This is a genomic window from Microbacterium sp. UBA3486 (genome assembly GCF_002377845.1).
In the GTDB taxonomy this organism is placed as follows: Bacteria; Actinomycetota; Actinomycetes; order Actinomycetales; family Microbacteriaceae; genus Microbacterium; species Microbacterium maritypicum_A.
Genome location: NZ_DFQP01000073.1, coordinates 38,401 through 63,970, shown reverse-complemented (window position 1 = coordinate 63,970; position 25,570 = coordinate 38,401). Strand labels below are relative to the sequence as shown.

Sequence of the window (25,570 nt, the reverse complement as noted above, 5' to 3'; positions counted from 1 at the left end):
GCAGCGCCCAGGGCACGCGCCTGCACGAGCACGTTGCCGAGAGCGGTCGCCTCGACGGGACCGGCCAGCACCGGGAGCCCGGAGCGATCGGCGGTGGCCTGGCAGAGGAGCGCGTTGAGCGAGCCGCCCCCGACGAGGTGGATCACGTCGACCTCGCGGCCCGAGAGGGCGGATGCCGTCCGCACGGTCGCGGCGAAGGCCGCCGCGATGCTCTCCACGATGCTGCGCGCGAACGCCGCACGGCTCGTCGGAACAGAGGCCCCGTCCGCCTGGATCAGCGCGGCGATGCGGGCGGGCATGTCGCCGGGCGCGCTGAGCGAAGGATCGTTCGCATCGAACAGCGGCACCCCATCCGAGACCGCGGCTGCCGCAGCGAGCAGCTCCGCCAGATCGATCGACGCGCCGTCCTCCCCCTCCCACGCCCGCACGCTCTCGCTCAGCAGCCACAGACCGGTGACGTTGTGCAGAAAGCGGTATCGACCATCGACGCCGAGCTCATGGGTGAAGTTCGCCTCGCGCGCGGCGTCCGTCAGCACGGGTTCGGTCAGCTCCAGTCCGACGAGACCCCACGTGCCGCACGAGATGTACGCGGCGGAAGGCGACGTCATCGGCACGGCGACCACTGCCGAGGCGGTGTCGTGCGAACCGACTGCGATCACCGGGAGGTCGGCGCCGATCCGGGCGGCGAGATCCGGACGCAGCGACCCGATCACCGCGCCGGGGTCGATGAGCGGAGGGAGGATGCGCGACGGGATGCCGATGCGCGATGCGAGCTCGGTGTCCCACTCCCCGTCGTCCACTCCGAGCAACCCCGTCGTGGAGGCATTCGTCCGCTCCGCCGCGCTGACGCCCGTGAGCAGGAACGCGATCAGGTCGGGGATGAGCAGCGCCACGTCCGCGTCCGCGATCCGCTCGTCGACCCGGTACTGGTACAGGGTGTTGAAAGGCAGGAACTGCAGTCCGTCGCGGGCGTAGAGATCGGCGAACGGAACGATGTCGTGCACCTCTGCGACGCCCCGGGCGGTGCGGGAATCGCGGTAGTGGAACGGCTCGGCGAGAAGAGCGCCGTCCGCGAGCAGCCCGTAGTCGACGGCCCAGGAATCGATCCCGAAGCTCTCGATCGCCGGTTCGCGCCGTACCGCCTCAGTCAGACCCGCCACGACGTGCTCGTACAGGGCCGAGAAGTCCCAGTGCAGACCGTCGTCGCGCTCCACAGGGCCATTGGGGAAGCGCGACACGAGCTCGAGCTCGAGCCTCCCCTCCCCGATCCGCCCGATCATCACACGGCCGCTGGTCGCCCCGAGATCGACGGCCGCGACCGCGCGCACGCTCATCGCAGGAACGCCGCGGCGACGCCGGAGTCGACGGGGATGTGCAGACCCGTGGTGCGGCTGAGCTCGGGGCCGGTCAGCACGTAGACGGCGTCGGCCACGTTCTCGGGCACGACCTCGCGCTTGAGGATCGTGCGGTTCGCGTAGTACTGACCGAGGTCTTCTTCGGCGACGCCGTAGGTCGCGGCACGGTTCGCGCCCCAGCCCGAGGCGAAGATGCCGGAGCCGCGGACCACGCCGTCGGGGTTGATGCCGTTCACACGGATACCGTACTCGCCGAGCTCGACCGCGAGCAGCCGCACCTGGTGCGCCTGGTCGGCCTTGGTGGCGGAGTAGGCGATGTTGTTGGGGCCGGCGAAGACCGAGTTCTTGGACGAGATGTAGATGATGTCACCCCCGAGCTTCTGGTCGATGAGAACGCGGGCGGCGGCCTTGGACACGAGGAACGATCCCTTGGCCATCACGTCGTGCTGCAGATCCCAGTCCTTCTCGGTGGTCTCGAGCAGCGGCTTCGAGAGCGAGAGCCCGGCGTTGTTGACCACGAGGTCGACACCGCCGAACGCGAGCACCGCCTCGTTCAGGGCGGCCTGCACGGCCTCGGCGTCGGCGACGTTTGCCGCGATGCCGATCGCGACATCGGTGTTGCCGAGCTCGGCGGCCGCGGCCTGCGCCTTCGAGGCGTCGAGGTCGGCGACGACGACACAGGCGCCCTCGGCCGCGAGGCGGGTCGCGATGGCCTTGCCGATGCCGGATGCGGCGCCGGTGACGAAGGCGATACGGCCCTGGTGCGACTTCGGCTTCGGCATGCGCTGCAGCTTGGCCTCCTCCAGCGCCCAGTACTCGATGTCGAACTTCTCGGCGTCGGAGATCGGCGAATAGGTCGACAGGGCCTCGGCGCCGCGCATCACGTTGATCGCGTTGACGTAGAACTCGCCGGCGACGCGGGCGGTCTGCTTGTTCGCACCGTAGGAGAACATGCCGACACCGGGGATCAGCACGATGAGCGGGTCGGCGCCGCGGATGGCAGGAGACGTGGCCGTCGCGTGCGCGTCGTAGTACGCCTGGTAGTCGGTGCGGTACTGCTCGTGCAGCTCGTGCAGGCGCGCGATCTGCTCCTCGGCAGACGCCGTGGCCGGCAGGTCGAGGATCAGCGGCTTCACCTTGGTGCGCAGGAAGTGGTCGGGGCAGCTGGTGCCGAGCGCGGCGAGGGCGGGCGCCTGTTCCGACGCCAGGAAGTCGAGGACGACGTCGGCGTCGGTGAAGTGTCCGACCATCGGCTTGTCGGTCGAGGCGATGCCCCGGATGGTGCCGGCGAGGGCCGCAGCGCGCTCACGGCGCTCGGACGCGGGGAGGGCCTCGAAGCCCGAGCGGACGCCGCCGAACGGGTCGGCCTTGCCGTGCTCGGCGATGTAGGCGGCCGCGGTGTCGATGATCCAGAGAGAGTTCGCCTCGGCCTCCTCCGACGTGTCGGCCCACGCGGTGATGCCGTGTCCACCGAGGATGCAGCCGATCGCCTGAGGGTGCTGCTTCTTGATCTCGGCGATGTCGAGTCCGAGCTGGAAGCCGGGACGACGCCACGGCACCCAGACGACCTTTTCGCCGAAGATCTTCGTGGTCAGCGCTTCGCCGTCTGCCGCGGTGGCGATCGCGATGCCCGAATCAGGATGCAGGTGGTCGACGTGCGCGGCGTCGACCAGGCCGTGCATGGCGGTGTCGATCGACGGGGCGGCACCCCCCTTGCCGTGCAGGCAGTAGTCGAAGGCGGCGACCATCTCGTCTTCGCGGTCGAGTCCGGGGTACACGTCGACGAGCGCGCGCATGCGGTCGAGGCGCAGCACGGCGAGACCGCTCTCGGTCAGGGTGCCGAGGTCGCCGCCTGAGCCCTTGACCCACATCAGCTCGACCGGCTGGCCCGTGACGGGATCGGTCTCGGTGCCCTTGGCCGAGGTGTTTCCTCCGGCGTAGTTGGTGTTCTTCGGGTCGGCGCCGAGGCGGTTCGACCGGGCGATCAGAGCGGCGGCGGTGGCGTTGGTCATGACTCTCCAAGACAGGGGCGATGCACACGACCGTGTGCACTCGTGCTGTTACTTCTTGTGAAAGATAACACGAACTGACGTCGTGGAAAAAGGTGTCTGGCGAGGGCGTCTGGGAGATTCAGAGGATGTCGGCGATATCCCGGAAGGCATCCAACCGCTCGTCGCCGGGATCGAGCTCGGTGATCAGCACCGAGATCTCGTCGCGCTCGAGCGCGCGGGCCACCGACCGACGCCCGAGCTTGCTGGAGTCGACGCACACCACCGTGGTGCCGGCGTTCGCGGCCATCGCCTGCTTCAGCTCGGCTTCGTCCACCGAGACCTCGGACGTGCCGTCGGCGCTGTCGAGCGCGTCCGCCGAGGAGAAGAAGATGTCGAAATAGACCGACCGCATGCTCCGGCGGGCGATCGGGCCGACAAGGCTGCCGGTGGTGGGCTCCGCCGTACCGCCGGAGATCACCGCCGTCACTCCGTCGAGCGGATGCAGCACCTGGAACGACTCGAACGAGTTCGTGTACGCCGTGAGCCCGGCGCGCGGACCGATCGTCGAGGCGAGCATGTTGACGGTCGACGACGCGTCGAGCGCGATGCTGCCATGGGCTGGGACGAGTCGCAGCGCCTTCTCGGCGATCGTCCTCTTCGCGCTCGCCCTGATGGCCCGGCGCGCATCGAACGGACGTGCGCGCGGCGCTGCCGTCGCTCCGCCGCGTACCCGTCGCACCCGGCCCTCCGCCTCCAGCTCGAGCAGATCCCGTCGGATGGTCATCGACGACACCGCGAACAGTTCGGCAGCGGCCTCGATCATGACGCCCTGCGGGCCGTTGGCGAGTTCGACGAGTTCGTCTCGACGTCGTTGCGCCTCGAGATTGCCGGAAAGAGCCATGGGAGGAATCTATCCGGTGTGCACGCCGGGGCCGATCCCCGGATGCTCGGCCCTCGCTCTGTGCGCTCATATGAGCGGCTGGTGTCGCGAGGTGAGCGCCGCCGCTAGGCTCTGCTCATGCTCGGAAACACCACGGAACCTCTTCTCGGCCGCATCGCCGTCGTCACGGGCGGGGCGCGGGGCCTCGGGTACGCCATGGCCGAGGCGCTGGCGACCGCCGGCGCCGATGTCGCCCTCCTCGACCGCCTCGACACCGTCGCCGATGCCGCCGACGCCCTGCAGTCCGAGACGGGGCGGCGTGGCATCGGCGTCAGCGTCGACGTCACCTCCGACGCCTCCGTCGCGGCTGCCTTCGACACCGTCGCCGCGCAGTTGGGCGTGGCCGACGTGCTCGTCAACAGCGCGGGCATCACGCTGGGCACGCCCCTCCTCGACACCACGCCAGCGGACTGGCGGCGGGTGCTCGACGTCAACGTCACCGGCACCTTCGTCACGAGCCGTGAGTTCGCGCGCCGGCACGTCGAGGCCGCACGAGGAAACCCGGCCAGCGTGGTCAACGTGTCGTCGATGTCGGCGTTCGCGGTGAACATCCCGCAGACCCAAGCGGTCTACAACACGTCGAAAGCCGCGGTGTCGATGTTCACCAAGAGCGCGGCGATCGAGTGGTGGCCGCACGGCATCCGCGTCAACGCGATCGCCCCGGGATACTTCGCCAGCGACATGACCAGGGACTTCGTGGCGGAGAACCCCGAGATGGCCGACGAGTGGGTGCGGCGCATCCCCGCCGGGCGGATGGGGGAGCCCGAAGAGCTCGGCGACCTCCTGGTCTACCTCGCGAGCGAGCGGTCGAGCTACGTCATCGGGCAGAGCATCCTCATCGACGGTGGTTACACCAGCGTGTGAGAGGCCGCCGGACGGGAGGCCCGGACCCTAGGCTGAGGGACATGCCCGAACTGCCCCTCGGCTCGGCGACCTTCCGAGCTGCCGCCGTCGACCTCGGAGGGTCCAGCGGTCGCGTCGTGAGCGCGACCGTCGACGGGGATCGGCTGCGGATCGACGGGGTGCACCGGTTCCGCAACCGCGCGTTCACGGACGAGCTCGGACTGCGGTGGGATGCCCAGCGGCTGTACCGCGACGCGGTCGCCGGTCTCGCGGCGCTTCGCCGCGAGGGACCCGCCTTCGCCAGTGTCGGCGTGGACGCCTGGTCGGGAGACTACGGGCTGCTCGCCTACGACGGCCTGCTCGATGCTCCCTTCCACCAGCGCGATGCCCGCACCGACCGCAGCTTCCCCCTCGTCGACGCGATCCTCCCCGCCGCCGATGCCTTTCGAGACACCGGGGTCACCGCCCTCCCGATCATGACGATCTACCAGCTGATGGCCGACCGGGAGGCCGGGCGTCTCGACACCGTGCAGCGGATGCTGCTGATGCCCGATCTGCTCGCGCACTGGCTCGGCGCCGAAGAGGTCGCCGAGGCGACGAACGTCTCCAGCACCGGCCTGGCCCTCCCCCGCGGTGCCGGCTGGGATGCCGGCCGGATCGATGCGCTGGGCCTGCCGGCGCGGATCTTCCCCGAGATCGTCGCGCCCGGCACCGTGACCGGGCGTGTGGCTGGCGGCATCCTGGCGCCCGGGGATGCCACCGACATCACCGCCGTCGCCTCGCACGACACCGCCAGCGCCGTGATCGCCGTCCCCGCGCGCGACGAGGACTTCGCCTTCGTGTCGTGCGGCACGTGGATCCTCACGGGTGTCGAGGTCGATCGCCTCATCACGAGCGACCGGGCCCGCGAGGCGGGTTTCACGAACGAGCTCGGCCTCGACGGCACCGTGCGGTTCCTCCGGATCGCCGCCGGGCTCTGGATCATCAACGAGTGCATGCGGGAATGGGGGCTCGACGGCTGGGGTGCGCGCAGCACCGCCGCCCGTCGAGAGCTGTTGGCCCGTGCCGACACCGCCCCGGGCACCGGGGTGCCGATCGACACCGGAGACCCTCGCCTGCTGCGCCCCGGGCAGATGACCGCGCGCATCGCGGAACTCGTCGCCGAGGCCGGCGGACGCATGCCCACCGACCGCGCCGCCGTGGTGCGGCTGGTGCTGGAGAGTCTCGGGGCGTTCGTGGCCCGACAGGTCGACGAAGCAGCGGCGCTCTCGGGTGTGGACGTGCGGGTGATCCACCTGGTCGGCGGCGGCTCCGAGTCGTCGATCCTGGCGCAGGCCGTCGCCGACCGCTCGGGGCGCGCCGTGGTCGCGGGGCCGTCGGAGGCCACGTCGATGGGCAACATCCTGGTGCAGGCCCGCGCGCACGGCGCGGTGCTCGGAAGTCTCGGCGATCTGCGCCGCGTGGTACGCGCCTCCACCGAGCTGCGGCGCTACGAGCCCGTCCGCCGCTGAGCGGGCAGGTCGGTCCTGCTCAGACCGCGGTCTCGAGCAGGCGCCGGGCGAGAGCGGCGTCGGTCACCAGGGAGTCGACGATCCCTGACCGCAGGGCGGCAGCGACGGCACCCGTCTTCGAGGTGCCGCCCGCGACCGCGATCACCTCGGGGATACGGCGCAGCTGCTCGGTGGATACCGCGAGAGACCGCTCGGCCACGGACCCCACGACGGCACCGTTCTCGTCGATGAGCGTCGCGCAGATCTCGGCCTTCACTCCCGCCGCGAGCAGCTCGTCGAGCGCGCCCGCGCGCCCGGCATTGTCGTACAGCTGCGAGTCGGGCGGGCTCCAGGAACCGATCGCGACGACGGCCTTGGTCACCGAGTCGAAGCGGCGGAAGGTCTCCATGATGCCGGGCTCGCGACGCAGGGCCGAGGCGGTGGCGGCGGTCTCGACCAGCAACGGGGCGAAGATCGCGCGGGAACGTCCCCCCGAGATACGGCTCACCTGGCGGATCACCTCGACGCCGTTCTCGGGCGTGGGGGCGGCGACGCCGGCGAGCTGCACCACCTCGCACGTCGCCAAGGTGCGCAGGTGTCCGGCCATCGCGGTCAGGGTGCGTCCGGCTGTGAGCCCCAGCACGTCGCCCTCGGTGACGATCTCGCTGAGCAGGTCGGCAGCTGCGCGCCCGAGCCGATCCTGAATGAGGTCGGGCGTGGTGCCGGGAGTGATCACCGCGAGAGCGCGCGTCAGCCCGAAGCGGGCGCGCAGCTGCATGGACAGGTCGAGATCGAGGGAGTCCGGTGCCTCGATCGTGATCTTCACCAGCCCCTGCTCGAGCGCATCCTCCAGCATCCGCGCGATCTTGAAACGGGAGAGGCCGAGTTCGTCGGCGATCTCGATCTTCGTCCGCCCGTCCAGGTAGTGCCGGCGCGCGACGTGCGAGATCCGCACCAGTTCATCGGGTCCCATGTCGCCTCTTCGTCTCGCATCGTGTCAGGTCGGTTCAGCATATCCCGATCTCTCCTTCTGCGCTCATATGAGCGGCCAGTTGTCTCATTCGTCGAGCATGGCTAATGTCGGTCGAGCAATCACGACCCCACGATTGCACCCGCACCACGAGGAGCCCGATGAAGCGCACTGAACTGCCCACGACCATGCGTGCGAGCGTGCTGGTGCGCGCCGGCGAGCTCACGGTGGCGACCCGCCCCGTGCCGATCCCGTCCGCCGATCAGGTGATCGTACGGGTGAACGCGGTCGGCATCTGCGGCTCCGACGTCCACTACTTCCACGAGGGGCGCATCGGCGACTTCGTCGTGGAGGAGCCGCTCGTCCTCGGCCACGAAGCCGGCGGCACGATCGTCGCGGTCGGGGCCGACATCGACGACGCCCGCGTCGGCGAGCGCGTCTCGATCGAACCGCAGCACCCCTGCCGGGTGTGCGAGTTCTGCCGCAGCGGGCGCTACAACCTCTGCCCACGGATCGAGTTCTACGCCACCCCGCCGATCGACGGCGCCTTCGCGGAGTACGTCGCGATCCAGGGCGACTTCGCCTACACCGTTCCCGATTCCGTGAGCGACGACGCCGCAGCGCTCATGGAGCCGCTGTCCGTCGCCATCGCGGCCGTGCAGAAGGCCGGTGTGCGACCCGGGAGCCGCGTGCTCATCACCGGGGCGGGGCCCATCGGCATCGTCACCGCGCAGACCGCACGCGCATTCGGTGCCACCGAGATCGTGATCAGCGACCCGATGGCCGAGCGTCGCGAGGTCGCCCTCCGGTTCGGCGCGACCGCCGCCGTCGACCCGGCGGCCGGACCGCTCGGCTCGGGATACGACGCCTTCGTCGACGCCTCGGGATCCCCCGTCGCCGTGAAGCAGGGCATCTCGGCGCTGAAGCCCGGCGGCATCGCCGTGCTCGTCGGCATGGGTGCCGACGAGATCGCCCTCCCCGTCTCCACGATCCAGAACCGCGAGCTGATCGTCACCGGCATCTTCCGCTACGCGAACACCTGGCCCACGGCGATCGAGCTGGTCGCGTCCGGCGCCGTCGACCTCGATGCGCTGGTCACGGGGTCGTTCGGCCTCGCCGAGGTGCGCGAGGCTCTCGATTCCGCCTCGCACCCCTCGACCCTGAAGAGCATCGTGCGTCCTGACCGCGAGCACGCGAGGGAATCATGACCGACCTCGAGCGCACGGGGAACATCACCCTCGACGAGCAGCCCGACATGCTCGCGTGCGTCGACATCCGCAAGGCGTTCGGCGGAGTGCCCGTACTCAAGGGCGTGGGGCTGCACCTCGTGCCGGGCACCGTGACGGCGCTCGCGGGCGAGAACGGTGCCGGCAAGTCGACGCTCATGAAGATCGCCTCCGGCCAGATGAAGGCCGATGCCGGTCGTGTGCTCGTGCGCGGCGAGGAGCTCACCGCGGGATCCGCGCGCGACGCCCACCAGCGCGGCATCGCCATCGTGCCGCAGGAACTGGCCTCGATCCTCGACACCACGGTGTACGAGAACATCTTCGTGGGGCGGGAGCTTCGCAACCGGTTCGGTCTGGTCGACCGCCGCCGCATGGCCAGGGAGGCCCGGCAGATGCTCGCCGAGTTCGGCGTCGACATCGATCCCGGAGCCCGGATGGGATCGCTGCCGGTGGGACTGCGGCAGATCGTCGAGATCGTCAAGGCGACCAGCACCGGCGCGCGCGTGCTGCTGCTGGACGAACCGACCAGCGCGATCGCCGAGCGCGAGGTCGCCCGCCTGATCGAGAGCATGCGCATGCTGCGCGACCGCGGCGTCGCGATCCTCTTCACGACGCACAAGATGGAGGAGATCCGCGCGATCGCCGACCGGGTCGTGGTGCTCCGCGACGGCGGCCTCGTCGCGGATGCACCGCTCTCAGAACTCAGCGACGACGACATCGTGACCGCGATGATCGGCCGCGAGCTCGAAGACCTGTTCCCCGACCTGCCGCCGGCCTCCGACGACATCGCCCTCTCGGTGCGCGGGCTCGAGTACACACCGGCGCCGCAGCCGGTCGACCTGCAGGTGCGCCGCGGTGAGATCGTGGGGCTCGCGGGGCTCGTCGGCGCCGGACGCACCGAGCTGATCGAGGCGCTGTTCGGCGTGCGCTCCGCGACTGCGGGTGAGATCGCCGTCGGAGGCGCTCGCGTGCGTCGCGGACGCCCCGCCGACGCGATCACCGCCGGCATGGCCTTGGTCCCTGAGGACCGCAAGGGCGCGGGAGCCGTGCTCAGCATGGACATCCTCGCCAACGCGACCCTGCCGCGCATGAACCAGTTCTCGGTCGCCGGATGGCTCAAGGGCCGCAGCCGCGTGGACGCCGTCTCCGAGGTGATGAGCTCCGTGCGCCTGCGCAGCCGTGGTCTCGGGCAGCTGATGGAGACGCTCTCGGGCGGCAACCAGCAGAAGGTGGTGCTCGCGCGCTGGCTCACCGGCGAGGTGAAGGTGCTGCTGCTCGACGAACCCACCCGCGGCGTCGACATCGGCGCCCGCAGCGAGATCTACCGCATCATCACCGACCTCGCCGCCTCGGGCATGGCCGTGGTGATGGCGTCGAGCGACATGCCGGAGATCCTCGCCCTGTCGCACCGCGCTCTCGTGCTCAAGGACGGCGGGGTGGTGGCGGAGCTCGACCGCACCGCCCTCCAGCAACCCGACGTGCAGGACCGCATCTTCCGACTCGCGAGCGGACTCGACATCTCCGACGCACCTTCCGCAAAGGACGACCAATGACCGACACCCGCACCGCCGCGCCGACCTTCGTGCCCGACTCGGAAGTGAAGCGCTTCAGCCCGACCTGGTTCGGCGACCTCGCGATCCGCTACGCGATGGTGATCGTGATGGTGCTCATCATCGCCTTCTTCCTCTACCGCAGCGCGCGCTTCGGCACGGTCGACAACCTGCAGACGATCCTGGTCGCGGCGGCACCGTTCGCCCTGATCGCCCTCGGGCAGACGCTCGTGATCCTCACCGGTGGCATCGACCTCTCGGTCGGCAGCGTGATCGCCGCAGCGGCCGTGTTCGGCAGCCTCACCGCGAAGGCGTTCCCGGATCAGATCTGGCTCGCGATCGTCGCCGGAGTCGTGGTGGGGTTCATCGCCGGGGCCATCAACGGCTTCGTGGTGTCGGTGATCAAGGTGCCACCCTTCATCGCGACGCTCGGCATGCTCACCCTCGCGTCCGGTGTCGCCTACGTCGCGGGCAACGGCGCCCCCATCACCGGGCTGCCGGCCGACTTCTCCCGCATCGCCAATGCCCAGTTCGGCGGGCTCACCCTGCCGGTCATCCTGATGATCGTCGGCATCCTGGGACTCGCGATCATCATGCGCCGCACCGCCTGGGGTATGCGGGTCTACGCGATCGGCGGCAACCCGATCGCCGCCGGCATCGCGGGCATCAACGTCGGCCGCACCATCTTCAGCGTGTATGCCATCTCCGGCATGCTCGCCGGCATCTCGGGCGTCATGCTCGCCAGCCGTGTCACGCTCGGCGCTCCGAACCTCGGCGTCGGCTACGAGCTCGACGCGATCGCGGCGGTCGTGATCGGCGGCGCGAGCCTGCTCGGCGGCCGCGGCTCGATCTGGGGGACCGCCCTCGGACTGCTCCTCATCCAGACCCTCAACAACGGCCTCGACATCCTGACCGTGCCCGCCTACTGGCAGAAGGTCATCAAGGGGGTGCTCATCGTCGCGGCGGTCGCCGTGGACGTGTGGGCGACCCGACGACGAAGCCGCTGACCGATCACGACGAAGAACCCTGCTTCATCGCACCATCCAACGAGAGGAATCCCATGTTCACCAAGAAGAGCCGCATCGCCGCGGCTTTCGCCGTCACCTCCGTCGCCGCGCTGATGCTCGCCGGATGCGGCGCGGGCGACCCGAACGCGAATGCCGGCAGCGGAGACGACAGCGGCCAGGAGCGCATCACCATCGGTGTGAGCGTCTACGACATGTCGTCGTTCGTCACCGAGGGCAAGGAGGGCATCGAGCGCTACGCCGAGGAGAACAACATCGAGATCCTGTGGAACTCCGCAGGGCTCGACGTCAACACCCAGGCGAGCCAGGTCGACCAGTACGTCACCGCCGGTGTCGACGCGATCGTGGTCATCCCGGTGCAAGCCGACTCGCTGCAGCCGCAGATCGCCGCCGCGAAGGCTGCCGACATCCCCTTCTTCGACGTCAACGCCTCGCTCAACAGCGAAGACCTCACCGGCTCGGTGCAGCCCGACGACGTGGCGGCGGGCGAGCAGGAAGCGCAGATGATGATGGAAGCCCTCGGCGGGAAGGGCAACGTCATCATCCTCCAGGGTCCACTCGGAGGCTCGGGCGAGATCAACCGCGGCAAGGGCATCGACAACGTGCTCGCCGAGAACCCCGACGTGAAGGTGCTCGCCAAGGACACCGCGAACTGGAAGCGCGACGAGGCCGTCAACAAGGTCAGCAACTGGATCTCGGCCTTCGGCGACGACATCGACGGTGTGATCGCGCAGAACGATGACATGGGGCTCGGTGCTCTGCAGGCGCTCAAGGAAGCCGGGATGACGGATGTGCCGATCGTCGGCATCGACGGCATCGCCGACGGGCTCGAAGCCGTGAAGAACGGCGACTTCATCGGCACCTCGCTGCAGAACGGCACGGTCGAGCTGTCGGCCGGCGTGGCCTACGCCGCGGCCATCGTGCGCGGAGAGGACGTCAAGGAGAACCCGGTCTACCTGATGCCCGCGATCACGAAGGACAACGTCGACGAGGCGATCGGCCACGTGGTCACCGAGCGCGACGCGTTCCTGAAGAACCTCAGCGAGATGACCAACAAGAACCTCAAGAGCGGCAACATCGCTTACGAGGGTCTCACCGGCCAGTCGGAGTGACGGCCGCACCCGAGCCGCGAGGATGCTTCGGCGTCTTCGCGGCTCGGGTCGTTCACGGATGAGGGAGAGGCAGATGCCGTCGACGTACGTCGCCGGCGTGGATTCGTCCACGCAGAGTTGCAAGGTGACCGTGCACGAACTCGCGACCGGGGAGGTGGTGCGCACCGGACGGGCATCGCATCCGCCCGGCACGGAGGTCGCTCCCGAGGCGTGGTGGTCGGCCCTGCAGCGCGCGATCGTCGACGCCGGTGGTCTGGACGACGTGGCCGCGATCTCGATCGCCGCGCAGCAGCACGGGCTCGTGGCACTCGACGCACAGGGGCACGTCGTCCGCGACGCGCTGCTCTGGAACGACGTGCGCAGTGCGGACGCCGCGGCGGCGCTCGTGGCGGAGGTCGGCGCGCAGGAGTATGCGCGTCGGGTCGGAGTCGTGCCGGTGGCGTCGTTCACCGGAGCCAAGCTGCGGTGGCTGCGTGATCACGAGCCTGCGAACGCAGCCAGAGTCGCTGCGGTCGCCCTGCCCCACGACTGGCTCTCCTGGCGACTGCGCGGGTATGGGCCCGTCGGTGCGTCCACGCTCGGTCCCGCCCTCGACGCCCTCGCCACCGACCGCTCCGACGCGAGCGGCACTGCGTACTGGAGCGCCTCCACAGGCGCCTACGACCTCGACCTGCTCGAGCGTGCGTTCGGTCGCGTCCCGATCCTCCCCCGCGTCCTCGGGCCCGCCGAGCGGATGGGCGTCATGCCCGGAGGCACCGCGGTCGGAGCCGGTCTGGGCGACAACGCCGGTGGTGCGCTGGGACTCGGTGCCCGACCGGGCGACGCGATGATCTCGATCGGCACGAGCGGCACGGTCTTCGCTGTCGCGGATCGGCCCCTCGCCGACCCCACCGGAACGGTCGCCGGCTTCGCCGACGGAAGCGGGAATCATCTCCCGCTCGTCGCGACCCTCAACGCGGCCCGCGTGCTCGATACGGTCGCCGGGCTGCTCGGCGTCGATCACGACGCACTCGCCCGCCTGGCGCTGGCCGCCGAACCCGGAGCGGACGGCCTGGTCCTGCAGCCCTACTTCGAAGGGGAGCGCACCCCGAACCGCCCGGATGCCACGGCCACGTTGTTCGGCATGTCGCTCGCCTCGACACGACGCGAGACGCTGGCGCGCGCTGCGGTGGAGGGTCTTCTGTGCGGTCTGGCCGACGGCCTCGACGCGATCCGTCGGTGCGGCGTGCCGGCCACCCGCATCCTGCTCATCGGTGGGGCCGCGCGCAATCCCGCCGTCTCGCAGATCGCGGCTCAGGTGTTCGATGTGCCGATCGTGGTGCCGGGCATCGACGAGGCCGTCGCACGAGGGGCGGCGGTGCAGGCGGCATGGGCCCTCACGGACGAGCGCCCGTCCTGGGCAGACGGCGAGGCGCGGTCGTTCGCGGTCGACCACCGCCCGATCATCCGGGAGCAGTACGCCGCCCGCGTCTGAGCCGGGCGGCGTACTGCTCTGCAGGGGACCTGCGGTCAGGCACCCCAGCCGGCCTGGACTCCGCCCACCCGCTCGGCGGCGATCCGCTCCTGGTAGCCGGAGGCGAGATAGGCGGCCATCGGGTCGGCGGCGAGACCGCGCGACTCCCGCCATTCGGCCAGGGCCGGGCGCACGTCGGTGTAGAAGGCATCCATGAAGAGGGCGTTCGCGGCGAGCACGTCGCCCGTCCTCTGGGCAGCGGCGAGCGCGTCACGGTCGACGAGCAGCGCACGCGCCGTCATCTCCTGCACGTTGAGCACCGAGCGGATCTGGCCGGGGATCTTGTCCTCGACGTTGTGGCATTGGTCGAGCATGAACGCCACGTCGGGGTTGTTCAGGCCGCCCCCGCGGATCACCTCGAACAGGATGCGGAACAGCTGGAACGGGTCGGCCGCGCCCACGATCAGGTCGTCGTCGGCGTAGAAGCGCGAGTTGAAGTCGAACGAGCCGAGCTTGCCGAGGCGCAGCAGCTGCATGACGATGAACTCGATGTTCGTGCCCGGGGCGTGGTGGCCCGTGTCGAGGCACACCATCGCCTTGTCGCCGAGCGCGCTGACCTGCGCGTACGAGGTGCCCCAGTCCGGGACGTCGGTGTGATAGAACGCCGGCTCGAAGAACTTGTACTCGAGCACGAGGCGCTGGTCGTCGCCGAGGCGGTCGTAGATCTTCTGCAGCGAATCCTGCAGGCGGTCCTGGCGCCCGCGCATGTCGGCCTGGCCGGGATAGTTCGACCCCTCGGCCAGCCAGATCTTGAGGTCGCGGCTGCCGGTCGCATCCATCACGTCGATGCAGGCCAGGTGGTGGTCGATCGCCTTCCGCCGGATCGCGGCGTCCTCGTGCGTGAGGGCGCCGAACTTGTAGTCATCGTCCTGGAACGTGTTGGAGTTGACCGTGCCGAGGGTGACTCCATGATCCTCGGCGTGCGTGCGCAGATCGGAGTACGAGTCCACCACGTCCCACGGGATGTGCAGCGCCACCGCGGGAGCGAGTGCCGTGTAGCGGTTGACCTGGGCGGCGTCGGCGATCTTCTCCCACGGATCCCGCGGGGTGCCGGGGGTGCCGAACACCTTGAAACGCGTGCCGGAGTTGCCGAAGGCCCAGCTGGGGAGCTCGATGCCCTGCTTCTCGAGGATGGCGAGGTTCGAGGGGGTGAGGATGCTCACGATGCACTGCTTTCGTTCTGGAGACCGGAGGAGGAGAGCTGGTCTTCGAGGTGGAACACCTCGGGAAGTGTGGGGGCGGCCTGGTCCGGTCGGCCGTCGAGACCGACGAAGAAGCGACTCATCTCGGCCTCCCAGCGCGCGGCGACGGGCGACGCGGCGAGATACGCCTGGGCCGCGGCGTCGTCATCGGTCTCGTAGTAGCCGATGAGCTCACCGTCGGGAGCGAGGAACAGCGAGTAGTTGCGGCGTCCGGCCGCCGCGATCTCGGCGAGCATCTCCGGCCACACGGGCGCGTGACGCTCGCGGTACTCGTCCAGGAGCTCCGGTCGCACCTGGAGCTTGACGCATACGCGGGTCATGAGGGCCTTTCTGCGAGCGCCCGGCCGACCACTGTGCCGGCCGGGCGCCCGGTGTCCATCAGAAGTCGAACTCGCCGATGTTGTCGGCGTTGAACACGAACGGGTCGCCGAGCAGCACCACGCCGTCGTCTCCGACCGTGTACTCGCCGAGGTCACCGGCGGTGAAGGTGTCGCCCTTCTTGCCCGTGATGTCGCCCTCGATGAGCGCCTGCGCCGCGAAGGCCGCGAGGTAGCCGAGGTCTTCCGGGTTCCACAGCGCGAACGACGTGACGGTGCCGTCCTCGACGTATTCGCGCATCTGGTTCGGGGTGCCGAGACCGGTGAGGGCGACCTTGCCCTTGTAGTCGGAGGTGGACAGGTAGCGGGCGGCTGCCGCGATGCCGACCGTCGTGGGCGAGATGATGCCCTTGAGGTCCGGGTGGGTCTGCAGCAGGGCCGCGGTCTTGTCGAACGACGTCTGGTCGTCGTCGTCGCCGTAGACGGTCTCGACGAGCGTGATGTCGGGGTAATCGCTGGCGAGGTACTCCTTCATCATGTCGATCCAGGCGTTCTGGTTCGTCGCGTTCGCCGATGCCGAGAGGATCGCGATCTCTCCGGCGCCGCCGATCTGCTCGGCGATCAGGTCGACCTGCACCTTCGCGATGCCCTCGGAGTCCGCCTGGTTGATGAAGACGTCGCGGCATTCCGGGTTGGTGTCGGAGTCGAAGGTGACGACCTTCACTCCGGCGTCGCGCGCTTCGTTCAGCGCGTCGCAGATCGCCTTCGGATCGTTCGCCGAGACGACGAGTGCTCCGACACCCTGCTGCGTGGCCGTGTTGATGTAGCTGACCTGCGCATCGGGGGTAGCCTCGGCCGGCCCGACCTCGGCGAACGTGCCGCCGAACTCCTCGACGGCCGCCTTGCCGCCCTTGCTCGACGTGTCGAAGTAGGGGTTTCCGAGGTTCTTGGGCAGGAAGGTGATGGCGAGGTTGCCGTCTCCGCTGCCGTCGCCGCCGTCTCCGCTGCCGGTGCTCGCGCACCCGGACAGGGCGACCGCTGCAGCCACCGCGATGGCGGCGAACGCGGTCACACGCTTGCGTGCAAACATCATTGTTCTGTTCCTTTCGTGAGGGGTGCCGCTATTGCGGCGTCGGCGTCATGAAGCTGTGGGTGCGGCGCCGGTGGTCGAACGTCCTGGTCTGCGCCGAGCCTTCTGCAGCCAGGCGAGGAAGCTGGCGGCGACCACCGAGACGATCAGCAGGGCGCCGGTGATGATGTTGATCACGTCGGAGGTCACGTTCATCAGTCGCAGCGCGCTGGCGAGTGAGCCGATGAGCAGGGCCGCGGCGACGACGCCGTAGATCTTTCCCCGCCCGCCGAACACCGAGACTCCTCCGAGCACGACGGCCGCGATCACCTGCAGCTCGAGCCCGGTGGCGTTGTCCCCTCGCGCACTGCCGTAGCGGAGCGTGTAGAACACCCCGGCGAACGCGGCGACCACCCCGGAGAGCACGAAGAGGATGAACTTCGTCCGCTCCACGTGCACGCCCGAGAACCTGGCGGCGTCCTTCGACAGTCCGATCGCGTACACACCACGCCCGAACGGGGTGTAGTGCAGCAGGAGGATGAAGCCCACCAGCAGGAGCAGGAAGGGGATCATAACCACGGGGATCGTCGTGCCGGCGAGCTTCGCCTTGGCGAGGTCGGTCCAGAACTCGGGGAACTCCGTGACCGCCGCGGTGCCGAGCAGGCCGACCGCGAGGCCGCGGAACAGCGCGAGGGTTCCGATGGTCACCGCGAGCGAGGGCAGGCCGACGACGGTCACGAGGAACCCGTTGAAGGCACCGCCGACCAGACCGACGAGCAGCGCGGCGAGCGCGGCGACCTCGAAGGGGATCCCGCCCTGCACGAGCGCTCCGGTGACGACGCTGGAGAGCCCCACCATGCTGCCGACCGACAGGTCGATCTCGCCGGTGATCATGACGAGCGTCATCGGCAGGGCGATCAGGAGGATCGGGGCGATGTCGAGGAGCAGGTAGGTGAGCGTGATCGGCTGACCGAAGCCGCGCACCGTGCTCGCGGAGGCGATGACGACGAGGACGAGCAGGGCGACGATCGCCATCTCCCTCGTGAGGAGCACACGCCGCCAGAGCGGCTTGTCGAAGTCGCGGATCACCCGGGTGGTCGCGGTCGCGGTCGCGGCGGTCATGACTTGTCCCTCGCTTCGATGAGCCGTCGTTTCTGGCGGACGGCGAGGACACGGTCGAGCACGATCGCGCCGATGATCAGGAGGCCGACGACGGCGCGCTGCCAGAAGTCGGGGATGCCGAGGATGGGAAGGGCCCGGTTGATCGTGAGCAGCAGCACCGCACCGATCGCCGCCCCCCAGACCGAGCCGATGCCGCCGGTGATCGCGACGCCGCCGATCACGGCCGCGCCCACCGCGTCGAGCTCCCACCCGGCTCCGGCCTGCGAGTTGATGGTGCCGTAGCGGGCGGCGTAGAACACCCCGGCGAGACCGGCGAGTGCACCGGAGACGACGAAGGCGGTCAGCACGCGGCGCGTGACGCGGAGGCCGTAGAGCTCCGCGGCCGCGGGATCGGATCCGATCGCGTAGTACTCGCGGCCGCCGCGGGTGTTCTTCATGTACCAGGCGGCTGCGGCGAGCACGATGAGTGCGACGATCGTGAGGATCGGGATGCCGATGAGCTGCCCGGTGCCGAGGGCGAGGAAGTCCTTCGGCATGTCGGAGGCGTTCACCCGGTCGCTGCCGGTCCACAGCACGTTGATGCCGCGGTAGGCGTAGAGCGTGCCGAGGGTGATCACCATGGCGGGCACTTTGGCGAAGGCGACCAGCGCCCCGTTGATGAGTCCGAGGAGGGCTCCGAACACGACGGCGGCCACCACCACGATCGTGATCGGGATGCCGGGGACGTCGATGAACAGGCGACCGGTGAGGTAGGCGGTGAGCCCCATGACCGAGCCGACCGAGAGGTCGACGTTGCGGGTGATGAGGACGATGGCCTGTCCGACGGCGACGAGCACGAGGATCGAGGGCGTCAGGAGCAGGTCGCGCCAGCCGTCGGGGCTGAACAGGAAGTTCGAGTTGTTCGTCGTCGCGGCGATGATCACGAGCGCCAGGGCGAGGAGGATGCCGAACTCCCGCGCCCTGCCGAGGGCTGCGAGCCTCTTCGTCATCGAGGAGACGGGGATGGCGGTGGTCACGAGGAGAGCTCCGATGCGTGCGTCGCGGCGTACATGACGTTCTCGGAAGTGGCCTCCGAGCGGGCGATCTCTGCGGTGATCCGCCCCTCGCGCATGACGAGGACGCGGTCGGCCATGCCGAGCACTTCGGGCAACTCGGACGAGATCATGAGGATTCCCATGCCCTGCCCGGCGAGCTCGGAGAGCAGGCGGTGCACCTCGGACTTGGTGCCGACGTCGATGCCTCGGGTCGGCTCGTCGATGATGAGGACCTTCGGCTGCGTGGCGAGCCACTTGGCGAGGACGACCTTCTGCTGGTTGCCGCCGGAGAGCGTCGCGGCGACCGTGTCGAGGGCGTGCGTCTTGACCTCGAGCCGGGTGGCCCATTCCCGGGCGGCACGGTTCTCGATGCCGGTGGTGAGGAAGCCGAGTTTCGCGAGCTGGCGGCGGATCGAGAGGGTGATGTTGCCGCCCACACCCGATTCGATCACGAGCCCCTGCTTGCGGCGGTCTTCGGGAACGAGCGCGAGACCGGCCCGCATGGCATCGGTGGGGCGGTTGCGCGGTATGCGCGCGCCCTGCATCGTGACGGTGCCCTCGCGATAGGGGTCGACCCCGAACACGGCACGCGCGACTTCGCTGCGGCCGGCTCCGACGAGACCGGCGAGGCCCACGATCTCGCCCGCGCGCACGGTGAACGAGATGTCGTGGAAGACACCGGGGCTGGTGAGGTTCTCCACCTCGAGCAGCGGAGCGCCGACCGTGGTCTCCTGCTTGGGGAACAGTTCGGTCACCTCTCGACCGACCATCTGGTGCACGATCTCCTCGACCGAGGTGTCGGCGATCGCACTGGTGGCGATGTAGGCGCCGTCGCGCATGACGGTGACGGTGTCGCAGAGGGCGAAGACCTCGTCGAAGCGGTGCGAGATGAAGATGAGCGCGCGGCCCTCGTCGCGGAGGCTGCGGGCGATCGTGAACAGGCGCTCGACCTCGACGCCGGACAGAGCGGCGGTGGGCTCGTCCATGACGAGAAGGCTCGCGTCGAGCGAGACGGCCTTCGCGATCTCGATGACCTGCTGATCGGCGATCGAGAGGCCCTCCGCCGGACGGTCGGGGTCGATGGTCACGCCGAGCCGGGTGAACAGGCGCTCGACCTCGTGCCGCATGGCCTTGCGATCGATCCGTCCGAAGCGCCCCGTGGGCTGGCGGCCCATGAAGATGTTCTCGGTGACCGAGAGGTCGGGGAAGAGCGTCGGCTCCTGGTAGATCACGGCGACGCCCGCGCTCTTGGACTGTGCGGTCGAGGTGAAGTCCACGTCTTCGCCGTGGAACCGGAAGATCCCTTCGTCGCGCTGGTACAGGCCGGCGACGATCTTCACGAGGGTCGACTTGCCCGCCCCGTTCTCGCCGACCAGAGCGTGGATGGAACCGCCGTCGACCGACAGCGTCCCGGAACGGAGAGCGACCACCGCACCGAACGACTTTCGGATGTCGCGGAGCTCGAGCGCCGGTGGAGCACCGGGAGCCCCAGAGGGAATCGTCATTGATCGGACCTAAACTGCAGGATCATCCCTGCGGATTGAATCGTTTTAAAGAGTGGAGCATCTGTAAATTACGACCCTGGGTGGGCTGCTGTCAAGTCACGGAATGAGCAGTGGTACGTTTCAGGGAGAGGTTTCGCGGATCCCGCGGAAAGGAATACGTCGTGGTCGTCAGTGTTCGAGATGTCGCTCTCGCCGCATCCGTGTCGGTCGGGACCGTCTCGAACGTCCTGAACCATCCGGACAAGGTCTCTCCCGCCACGGTGGAACGTGTCACGGCCGCCATCGAGAAGCTCGGGTTCGTGCGCAACGATGCGGCCCGGCAGCTCCGGGCCGGCCAGAGCCGCTCGATCGGCCTCGTGGTGCTCGATGTGCGCAACCCGTTCTTCACCGACATCGCCCGCGGCGCGGAGGAACGCGCCGCCGAGGCCCGGATGACGGTGACCCTCGGCAACAGCGACGAGAAGGTCGAACGCGAACGCGCCTACATCGACCTGTTCGAGGAGCAGCGCATCGCCGGGCTGCTCATCTCCCCCCTCGCCGACGACCTCCCGCGTCTCCGCCGTCTCCGCGACCGCGGGACGACCGTGGTGCTCGTCGACCGTGAGGTCGCCGATGAGAGCTTCTCGTCGGTCTCGGTCGACGACGTGGGCGGCGGCTACCTCGCCGTGCAGCACCTCGCTGCCCAGGGGCGGCGCCGCATCGCTTTCGTCGGCGGGCCGATGGGCATCCGCCAGGTGGTCGACCGTCTCGAGGGTGCCAGCAAGGCGGCGAACGAGGCGGAGGTCTCCCTCGAGGTCATCCTGACCGACTCGCTGAGCGTGCTCGCCGGCCGCGCCGCCGGAGAGACCCTCAGCGCGCGGGCCCCGGAGGACCGGCCCGACGCCATCTTCGCTGCGAACGACCTGCTCGCCATGGGGGTCCTGCAGGCGCTCATGATGCGGGGCAGCATCCGGGTGCCGGACGAGATCGCGCTCATCGGCTACGACGACATCGACTTCGCCGCCGCGGCCGTCGTCCCGCTCTCGTCGATCCGTCAGCCCGCGGAACTCATCGGATACACGGCCGTCGATCTGATGCTGCGAGAGGCCGGCGGGCGGTCCGAGCGCGAGCGGGTGGTGTTCCAGCCGGAGCTCGTCGTGCGGGATTCGACGGCCCGCCCGGTCTGACCGACGCCGACCAGCCGCACGTCAGCGGCGGAGGGCCTTGCGTGCCTTCTTCGACGCCTTCTCGGCGGCCTTCTTGCGCCGCTTCCGCGCCCGGGGGTCGTTCCACAACCGCACCAGCTGGTGCCGGACCGACTCGCCCTTGTTGATCTGCACCGTCGCCGCGCGACTGCCGAAGATGTAGGCGACGAAGGCGACGCCGACGATGAGGAGGATCTTGTTGCGCATGATGCCTGCTTTCTCAGGAGAGACGGCGCTGGTCGTGCGCGAGCCGGGCCCGGAGGCTCGTGTGGATCGAGACGAACGTCGCGGTGTCGCGTCCGGTGAGGACAGCGAGGTTGGCGAGCAGACGGTCGACATGGTCGACGAGCTCCCGCGGGTCGGTGTTCTGACGCGGCGTCACGGAGACGTGCAGCACCGGGCTGCGACGCACATCGTTGGCCGTCACCTGCGCCGAGAGGACCTCGTCGCGCGTCGTGAGGGAGTTCTTCACCGCGTCCGAGACGAACGACTCGTTGACCGTCACACGCCCCAGCGGGTTCTGCGCTCCCGTCGACCGGAGCACGGTCTTCGAACGTCGTCCGGCGATGCTCGTGAGCGCGAGGATCAGCAGCACGATCACGACCACGATCGCGACGACCGCGCCGATGCCGATCCACGACAGTGCTCCTCCCGCGATGGCCGTCGCGGCGATCGCCTGGTCCAGCCAGGACCGCGCATCCTTGCCGCCTGCTGTCCAGATGTCGGACAGCGTCGGCCAGCTCATGATGGCGATGCCGAGGGCGCCGAGCGCGAGGAACAGCAGCCCGATGATCAGGAGCAGGGTGCGATTCAACGCACGGTTGGTGTTGTTCACAGCTCGTCTTCCTTCTCGGTGGGGCGCTCGATGCGCACCCGCGTGCGAACCCTGTCGGTCAGCCGATACGACTGCAGCTCCGCCTCGGCGGCTGCCCGCACGTCGGATGCGTCGAGAGGCACGCCGATTCCCGGGCGCACGGTCACGTCGACGGTGCGGTGTCCGACACCGACGGTGATGCTGTCGCGGGTGAGACCCGTCTCCTCCGCGAGGTGCTGAGCCAACGCGCTGGCGATCACGCCGTTGTCGACGACCACCGCGCGTCCGCCGGCATCCAGCACGTGCTTGGACAGTCGCCCCGGCGTGATGGCCAGTACCACGAAGGTCAGCCCGATGAGGGCGAGCACCACACTGCCGGCGATCACGAGCCCGGCGGGCTGTGCGGTGGGCAACCCGATGAGCCAGCCTCCCGCCGCGGCGGGACCGACCAGGAGTGCGGGCTGCGCGGCGAGGCTCAGCACGATCTCGAGCCCGATGTACGCGAGGGCGAGGATGAGCAGGATGACCGCGACGAACATCGCGACGGTGCGCGGCGAGTGCGTCTCGCGTCGGATGACACGGCGCAGGACCGGGGTGCTCATTGCACTCGTCTCCTTTCCGGGATGGTGGCACCGGTGACGGTGAGATTGATGCGGATGACGTTGCGTCCGAGGATCGTGCTCAGGCTCTGCTGCAGCTGCTCCTGCAGATCCCGCGCACGTTCGAGGACGGGCACGGTCTGCGCGATCGCGGCCGTGTCGTCCAGGCGGGGAACGGGAAGAGGCGTGGCGATCCGCACGCTGATCCCCCGCGGGTGCTCGGCGACATCGACCTTCACGTCGCTGCGAGGCACCCCGATCAACGTCGCAGACGCCTTCTCGGTGACGGTGCGGTAGACGCGATCCTTCACCTCGACGCGTCCGCGGACCGCGGCCCCGCCGGCGGCGGCTCCCGAGGGAGCGCCGCCGGCGATGTGCTGGTCGGCGCGCATCAGGAGGTGCGCCGCCCGGTGAAGACGTCCGCGAGACCGCGGACGTCGAGCTTGCCGGACGCGATCCGACCCACGAGCGCGCCGATGCCCGCGAAGACGGCCATGAGGAGGAATCCCCAGAAGCCGAACAGCAGAGCGGCGAGAGCGAGGAGAGCGCCGATCAGGGCACCGACCGTTGTGGCACTCATGAGACTCGCGACTCTTCGCTCTCGTCGCTGTCGTCGCCGGGCACGTGCACGTCGTTGACCTCGACGTTGACCTCGACGACCTCGAGGCCGACCAGGCGGCTGATCGCGCCCGCGACAGCGGCACGGACGTTGTTCGCGACGTCCTGGATCGGCGCCGGGTACTCGACCACGATGGTCAGGTCGGCGGCGGCCTGCGTGTCGCCCACCTCGACCTTGACGCCCTGGGCGAGGTCGGTGGCGTTGATCACGTCGCGGATCGCGCCGAAGGCACGTGCGCCGCCGCCGCCGAGCGCGTAGACGCCGGCGACCTCACGTGCGGCGATGCCGGCGACCTTGGCGACCACGCCGTCGGCGATGGTGGTCTTGCCCGCGGCATTGGCGTCCGTGGGGACGCGCGATGCGGAGAATCCGCTCGACCGGTCGACGCGCGATGCGCCGGTGGCGGCCTTCGGTGCGGCCTGGGCGAGCTCCTTCTCTGCCGGAGCGGGGGTGGTCTGGTCCTGGTTTGCCATGAGGTGTCCCATCTCGATCTGAAGACCGGTCGCGGGTCCCGTATGAGACTCCCGCCGGGAGCGAAACGCTCGCTCGCAGATAGGACGTGCGGAAGGGCCGAAACGTCACAAAGAAGTGCGGATCCCGCGCAGCGGCCTGCGGAAAGGGACGTTCAGGAGGACGGAGTTCCGTACATCTCGCCCACCGGGACCGGCACCGGGAGCACGTTGCCCGGCTGCGCGAGCGGGCAGGCCCACGCCGGGTCGTACGCGCACGAAGGGTTGTAGGCGAAGTTGAAGTCGAGCACGATCGTGCCGCCGTCCGCATCCGACCCCAGGTCGGCGCCCTTGATCGTGTCGATCAGGTAGCGCCCGCCGCCGTAGGTTCCGCCGGGACGACCGGCGAGCGCGTCACGCAGCGGGATGAAGAGACCGCCGCCGTAGGACTTCAGCCGCCAGACGTCGAGCGACCCGGCGTCGGGGATCTCGACCCGACCGACGCGCTCGAACGGAACGATGCCGTCGGTGCCGGTCGCGAACTCGAAGCCTCCCTCATCGGCGGCGAGGACAGGCAGTTCGAATCGCCACTGCGGATCGTACGAGGCGATCGGGAGTCCTTCGAAGAGCGCCCGATCCTCCGACAGCAGCGGGGTGGCGGGATGACGGAGCATCAGTTCGTCCCGTTCGATCCGCCAGAGCTCGTGCGCCTCCTCCGGGGAGTCGGCGATCCGAACGGCGTCGTACAGGGCGAAGACCCGACGCCGCCAGTCGACGACGTCGATGGCGGTGCGTGCGGCTGTGTTCGTCATGGCCCCAGGCTACGCGGCCGAGCCGGCGATCATCGCGACGTAACCCTCTCGATAGGTGGGGTAGTCGAGGCGGCCGAGCATGGACCGCAGGAGGGTGCCGTCATAGACGAACCCGCCCGGTTCCGCCGAGGCGATATCCGGCGGCACCTCGACCCCCAGCTCGCGTGCGATGAACGTGACGACGTCGCCGAGCGGAGCAGGGCTCTCGTCCACGGCGTGCAGGAGTCGTGGCGGCTCCGGCATCCGCAGCAGCATCTCGAGCGTGCGGACGAGGTCGGTCTCGTGGATGCGGTTTGTACGTCGCGCATGTTCCACCGCCACCCCCGCGCGCACCGTGCGCAGAAGGTACTCGCGTCCGGGTCCGTAGATTCCCGCCGGCCGCACGATCGTCGCGTCGAAGATCTCGACCGCTGCCCGCTCCCCGTCGAGAAGCCCTCGCGAGCGCATGCTCGTGGGCTCTGGCTGGTCCCGCTCGGTGATCGGCCGCGCCGACCCCGAACCGTCGAAGACCCCGGTCGACGACACGAACACCGTGCGCGCGGGCATCGCCGGCAGGGCGGCGGCGAGATGCGTCAGCGCGGTGCGATAGGCGGCGGGGGTGTCACCGGGTGGGAGCGTGACGAGCATGCGGTCGACCACGGGAAGCCGCGCGGCGAGCGGCGCCGCCAGGTCGGCGCGGATCCCGATCGCACCCGCAGGAGGAGGACTGTCGCTTCGACGCAGCGCGTACACCTCGCCGTTTTCGAGGAACTGTGGCGCCAGGCGCGCGGCGATCTTGCCGGAGCCGACGAGGAGGGTGCGGGAGGAGGGCGCAGCGGAGCCGTGCATG

The 25,570-nt window shown here is 69.4% G+C and carries 26 protein-coding genes; 8 read left to right on the top strand and 18 right to left on the bottom strand.

The features are described 5' to 3' along the window. From B2869_RS10990 to B2869_RS10980, 3 genes are all read right to left on the bottom strand, one after another. On the bottom strand, nt 1–1,334 hold a 1,334-nt coding region (locus B2869_RS10990), incomplete at its 3' end, for a rhamnulokinase (protein WP_292766308.1). Beyond that, nucleotides 1,331–3,367: a bifunctional rhamnulose-1-phosphate aldolase/short-chain dehydrogenase gene (locus tag B2869_RS10985; RefSeq protein WP_029264803.1), complete on the bottom strand. Its 2,037-nt coding sequence runs from the start codon at nt 3,365–3,367 to the stop codon at nt 1,331–1,333. The genes B2869_RS10990 and B2869_RS10985, both read right to left, overlap by 4 nt. Before the next feature lie 118 nt (nt 3,368–3,485). Continuing rightward, on the bottom strand, nt 3,486–4,247 hold the full coding sequence (locus B2869_RS10980) for a DeoR/GlpR family DNA-binding transcription regulator (protein ID WP_292766304.1): 762 nt from the start codon (nt 4,245–4,247) through the stop codon (nt 3,486–3,488). A 117-nt stretch (nt 4,248–4,364) separates the two neighbouring features. Between B2869_RS10980 and B2869_RS10975 the strand changes: the two genes are divergently transcribed. Together B2869_RS10975 and B2869_RS10970 are read left to right on the top strand one after the other, a co-directional pair. Beyond that, nucleotides 4,365–5,150 (top strand): SDR family NAD(P)-dependent oxidoreductase, encoded by a 786-nt coding sequence (locus B2869_RS10975; RefSeq protein WP_292766301.1) that lies wholly within the window; start codon nt 4,365–4,367, stop codon nt 5,148–5,150. Between the two features lie 41 nt (nt 5,151–5,191). After that, the gene (locus B2869_RS10970; protein WP_292766296.1) at nt 5,192–6,640 is read left to right on the top strand and encodes a rhamnulokinase; all 1,449 of its coding nucleotides are present in this window, start codon (nt 5,192–5,194) and stop codon (nt 6,638–6,640) included. Nucleotides 6,641–6,659: 19 nt separating this feature from the next. On the opposite strand, the gene B2869_RS10965 is transcribed toward B2869_RS10970, so the two are convergent. Next, the gene (locus B2869_RS10965; RefSeq protein ID WP_029264806.1) at nt 6,660–7,592 is read right to left on the bottom strand and encodes a sugar-binding transcriptional regulator; all 933 of its coding nucleotides are present in this window, start codon (nt 7,590–7,592) and stop codon (nt 6,660–6,662) included. A gap of 158 nt (nt 7,593–7,750) precedes the next feature. On the opposite strand from B2869_RS10965, the gene B2869_RS10960 reads away from it, so the two are divergent. The 5 genes from B2869_RS10960 to xylB all read left to right on the top strand — a co-directional run bounded on the left by B2869_RS10960 (nt 7,751) and on the right by xylB (nt 13,976). Next, on the top strand, nt 7,751–8,797 hold the full coding sequence (locus tag B2869_RS10960) for an NAD(P)-dependent alcohol dehydrogenase (protein WP_292766291.1): 1,047 nt from the start codon (nt 7,751–7,753) through the stop codon (nt 8,795–8,797). After that, complete coding sequence (locus B2869_RS10955) at nt 8,794–10,368, top strand: sugar ABC transporter ATP-binding protein (protein ID WP_021201647.1); 1,575 nt, start codon at nt 8,794–8,796, stop codon at nt 10,366–10,368. The genes B2869_RS10960 and B2869_RS10955 overlap by 4 nt, the downstream gene beginning before the upstream one ends. Continuing rightward, entirely contained in the window at nt 10,365–11,372 is a 1,008-nt protein-coding gene (locus B2869_RS10950) for an ABC transporter permease (protein ID WP_292766287.1), read from the top strand. The genes B2869_RS10955 and B2869_RS10950 overlap by 4 nt, the downstream gene beginning before the upstream one ends. 113 nt (nt 11,373–11,485) lie before the next feature. Next, nucleotides 11,486–12,502, top strand: coding sequence for a substrate-binding domain-containing protein (locus B2869_RS10945; protein ID WP_373695394.1), 1,017 nt, complete (start codon nt 11,486–11,488; stop codon nt 12,500–12,502). 73 nt (nt 12,503–12,575) lie between these two features. Beyond that, complete coding sequence (gene xylB, locus B2869_RS10940; protein ID WP_292766284.1) at nt 12,576–13,976, top strand: xylulokinase; 1,401 nt, start codon at nt 12,576–12,578, stop codon at nt 13,974–13,976. Nucleotides 13,977–14,011: 35 nt separating this feature from the next. Here xylB and rhaI read toward each other — a convergent pair whose 3' ends face one another. From rhaI to B2869_RS10910, 6 genes are read right to left on the bottom strand one after another with little or no spacing between them, the layout of a single operon-like run. After that, nucleotides 14,012–15,178 carry an L-rhamnose isomerase gene (rhaI, locus tag B2869_RS10935; RefSeq protein WP_292766281.1) on the bottom strand — a complete coding sequence of 389 codons (1,167 nt, stop codon included), beginning with the start codon at nt 15,176–15,178 and terminating at the stop codon, nt 14,012–14,014. Beyond that, the gene (locus tag B2869_RS10930) at nt 15,175–15,537 is read right to left on the bottom strand and encodes an L-rhamnose mutarotase (RefSeq protein ID WP_021201642.1); all 363 of its coding nucleotides are present in this window, start codon (nt 15,535–15,537) and stop codon (nt 15,175–15,177) included. Before B2869_RS10930 ends, rhaI begins: the two co-directional genes overlap by 4 nt. 58 nt (nt 15,538–15,595) lie before the next feature. Further along, on the bottom strand, nt 15,596–16,627 hold the full coding sequence (rhaS, locus tag B2869_RS10925) for a rhamnose ABC transporter substrate-binding protein (protein WP_292766275.1): 1,032 nt from the start codon (nt 16,625–16,627) through the stop codon (nt 15,596–15,598). Between the two features lie 45 nt (nt 16,628–16,672). Beyond that, a complete protein-coding gene (locus tag B2869_RS10920; protein ID WP_292766273.1) occupies nt 16,673–17,725 on the bottom strand; it encodes an ABC transporter permease in 1,053 nt (350 codons plus the stop codon). Beyond that, entirely contained in the window at nt 17,722–18,714 is a 993-nt protein-coding gene (locus B2869_RS10915) for an ABC transporter permease (protein WP_036271616.1), read from the bottom strand. Before B2869_RS10915 ends, B2869_RS10920 begins: the two co-directional genes overlap by 4 nt. A 23-nt stretch (nt 18,715–18,737) precedes the next feature. After that, complete coding sequence (locus tag B2869_RS10910) at nt 18,738–20,264, bottom strand: sugar ABC transporter ATP-binding protein (protein WP_029259385.1); 1,527 nt, start codon at nt 20,262–20,264, stop codon at nt 18,738–18,740. Between the two features lie 161 nt (nt 20,265–20,425). On the opposite strand from B2869_RS10910, the gene B2869_RS10905 reads away from it, so the two are divergent. Then, complete coding sequence (locus B2869_RS10905) at nt 20,426–21,430, top strand: LacI family DNA-binding transcriptional regulator (RefSeq protein ID WP_029259386.1); 1,005 nt, start codon at nt 20,426–20,428, stop codon at nt 21,428–21,430. 21 nt (nt 21,431–21,451) lie between these two features. On the opposite strand, the gene B2869_RS10900 is transcribed toward B2869_RS10905, so the two are convergent. The 8 genes from B2869_RS10900 to B2869_RS10865 all read right to left on the bottom strand — a co-directional run bounded on the left by B2869_RS10900 (nt 21,452) and on the right by B2869_RS10865 (nt 25,569). Next, complete coding sequence (locus tag B2869_RS10900; protein WP_021201636.1) at nt 21,452–21,655, bottom strand: hypothetical protein; 204 nt, start codon at nt 21,653–21,655, stop codon at nt 21,452–21,454. A 13-nt stretch (nt 21,656–21,668) separates the two neighbouring features. Beyond that, on the bottom strand, nt 21,669–22,283 hold the full coding sequence (locus tag B2869_RS10895) for a hypothetical protein (RefSeq protein ID WP_292766260.1): 615 nt from the start codon (nt 22,281–22,283) through the stop codon (nt 21,669–21,671). Beyond that, nucleotides 22,280–22,864, bottom strand: coding sequence for a DUF6286 domain-containing protein (locus B2869_RS10890; RefSeq protein WP_021201634.1), 585 nt, complete (start codon nt 22,862–22,864; stop codon nt 22,280–22,282). The genes B2869_RS10895 and B2869_RS10890 overlap by 4 nt, the downstream gene beginning before the upstream one ends. Beyond that, on the bottom strand, nt 22,861–23,253 hold the full coding sequence (locus B2869_RS10885; protein ID WP_021201633.1) for a hypothetical protein: 393 nt from the start codon (nt 23,251–23,253) through the stop codon (nt 22,861–22,863). Before B2869_RS10885 ends, B2869_RS10890 begins: the two co-directional genes overlap by 4 nt. Continuing rightward, complete coding sequence (locus B2869_RS10880) at nt 23,253–23,441, bottom strand: DUF2273 domain-containing protein (protein WP_017829702.1); 189 nt, start codon at nt 23,439–23,441, stop codon at nt 23,253–23,255. The genes B2869_RS10885 and B2869_RS10880 overlap by 1 nt, the downstream gene beginning before the upstream one ends. Further along, entirely contained in the window at nt 23,438–23,953 is a 516-nt protein-coding gene (locus B2869_RS10875) for an Asp23/Gls24 family envelope stress response protein (protein WP_029264815.1), read from the bottom strand. The genes B2869_RS10880 and B2869_RS10875 overlap by 4 nt, the downstream gene beginning before the upstream one ends. A gap of 152 nt (nt 23,954–24,105) precedes the next feature. Continuing rightward, entirely contained in the window at nt 24,106–24,741 is a 636-nt protein-coding gene (locus B2869_RS10870) for a DUF1684 domain-containing protein (protein ID WP_029259390.1), read from the bottom strand. Between the two features lie 9 nt (nt 24,742–24,750). Further along, nucleotides 24,751–25,569, bottom strand: a complete 819-nt coding sequence (locus tag B2869_RS10865; RefSeq protein ID WP_292766247.1) for a sugar nucleotide-binding protein — start codon at nt 25,567–25,569, stop codon at nt 24,751–24,753. Nucleotide 25,570: the final 1 nt, after the last annotated feature.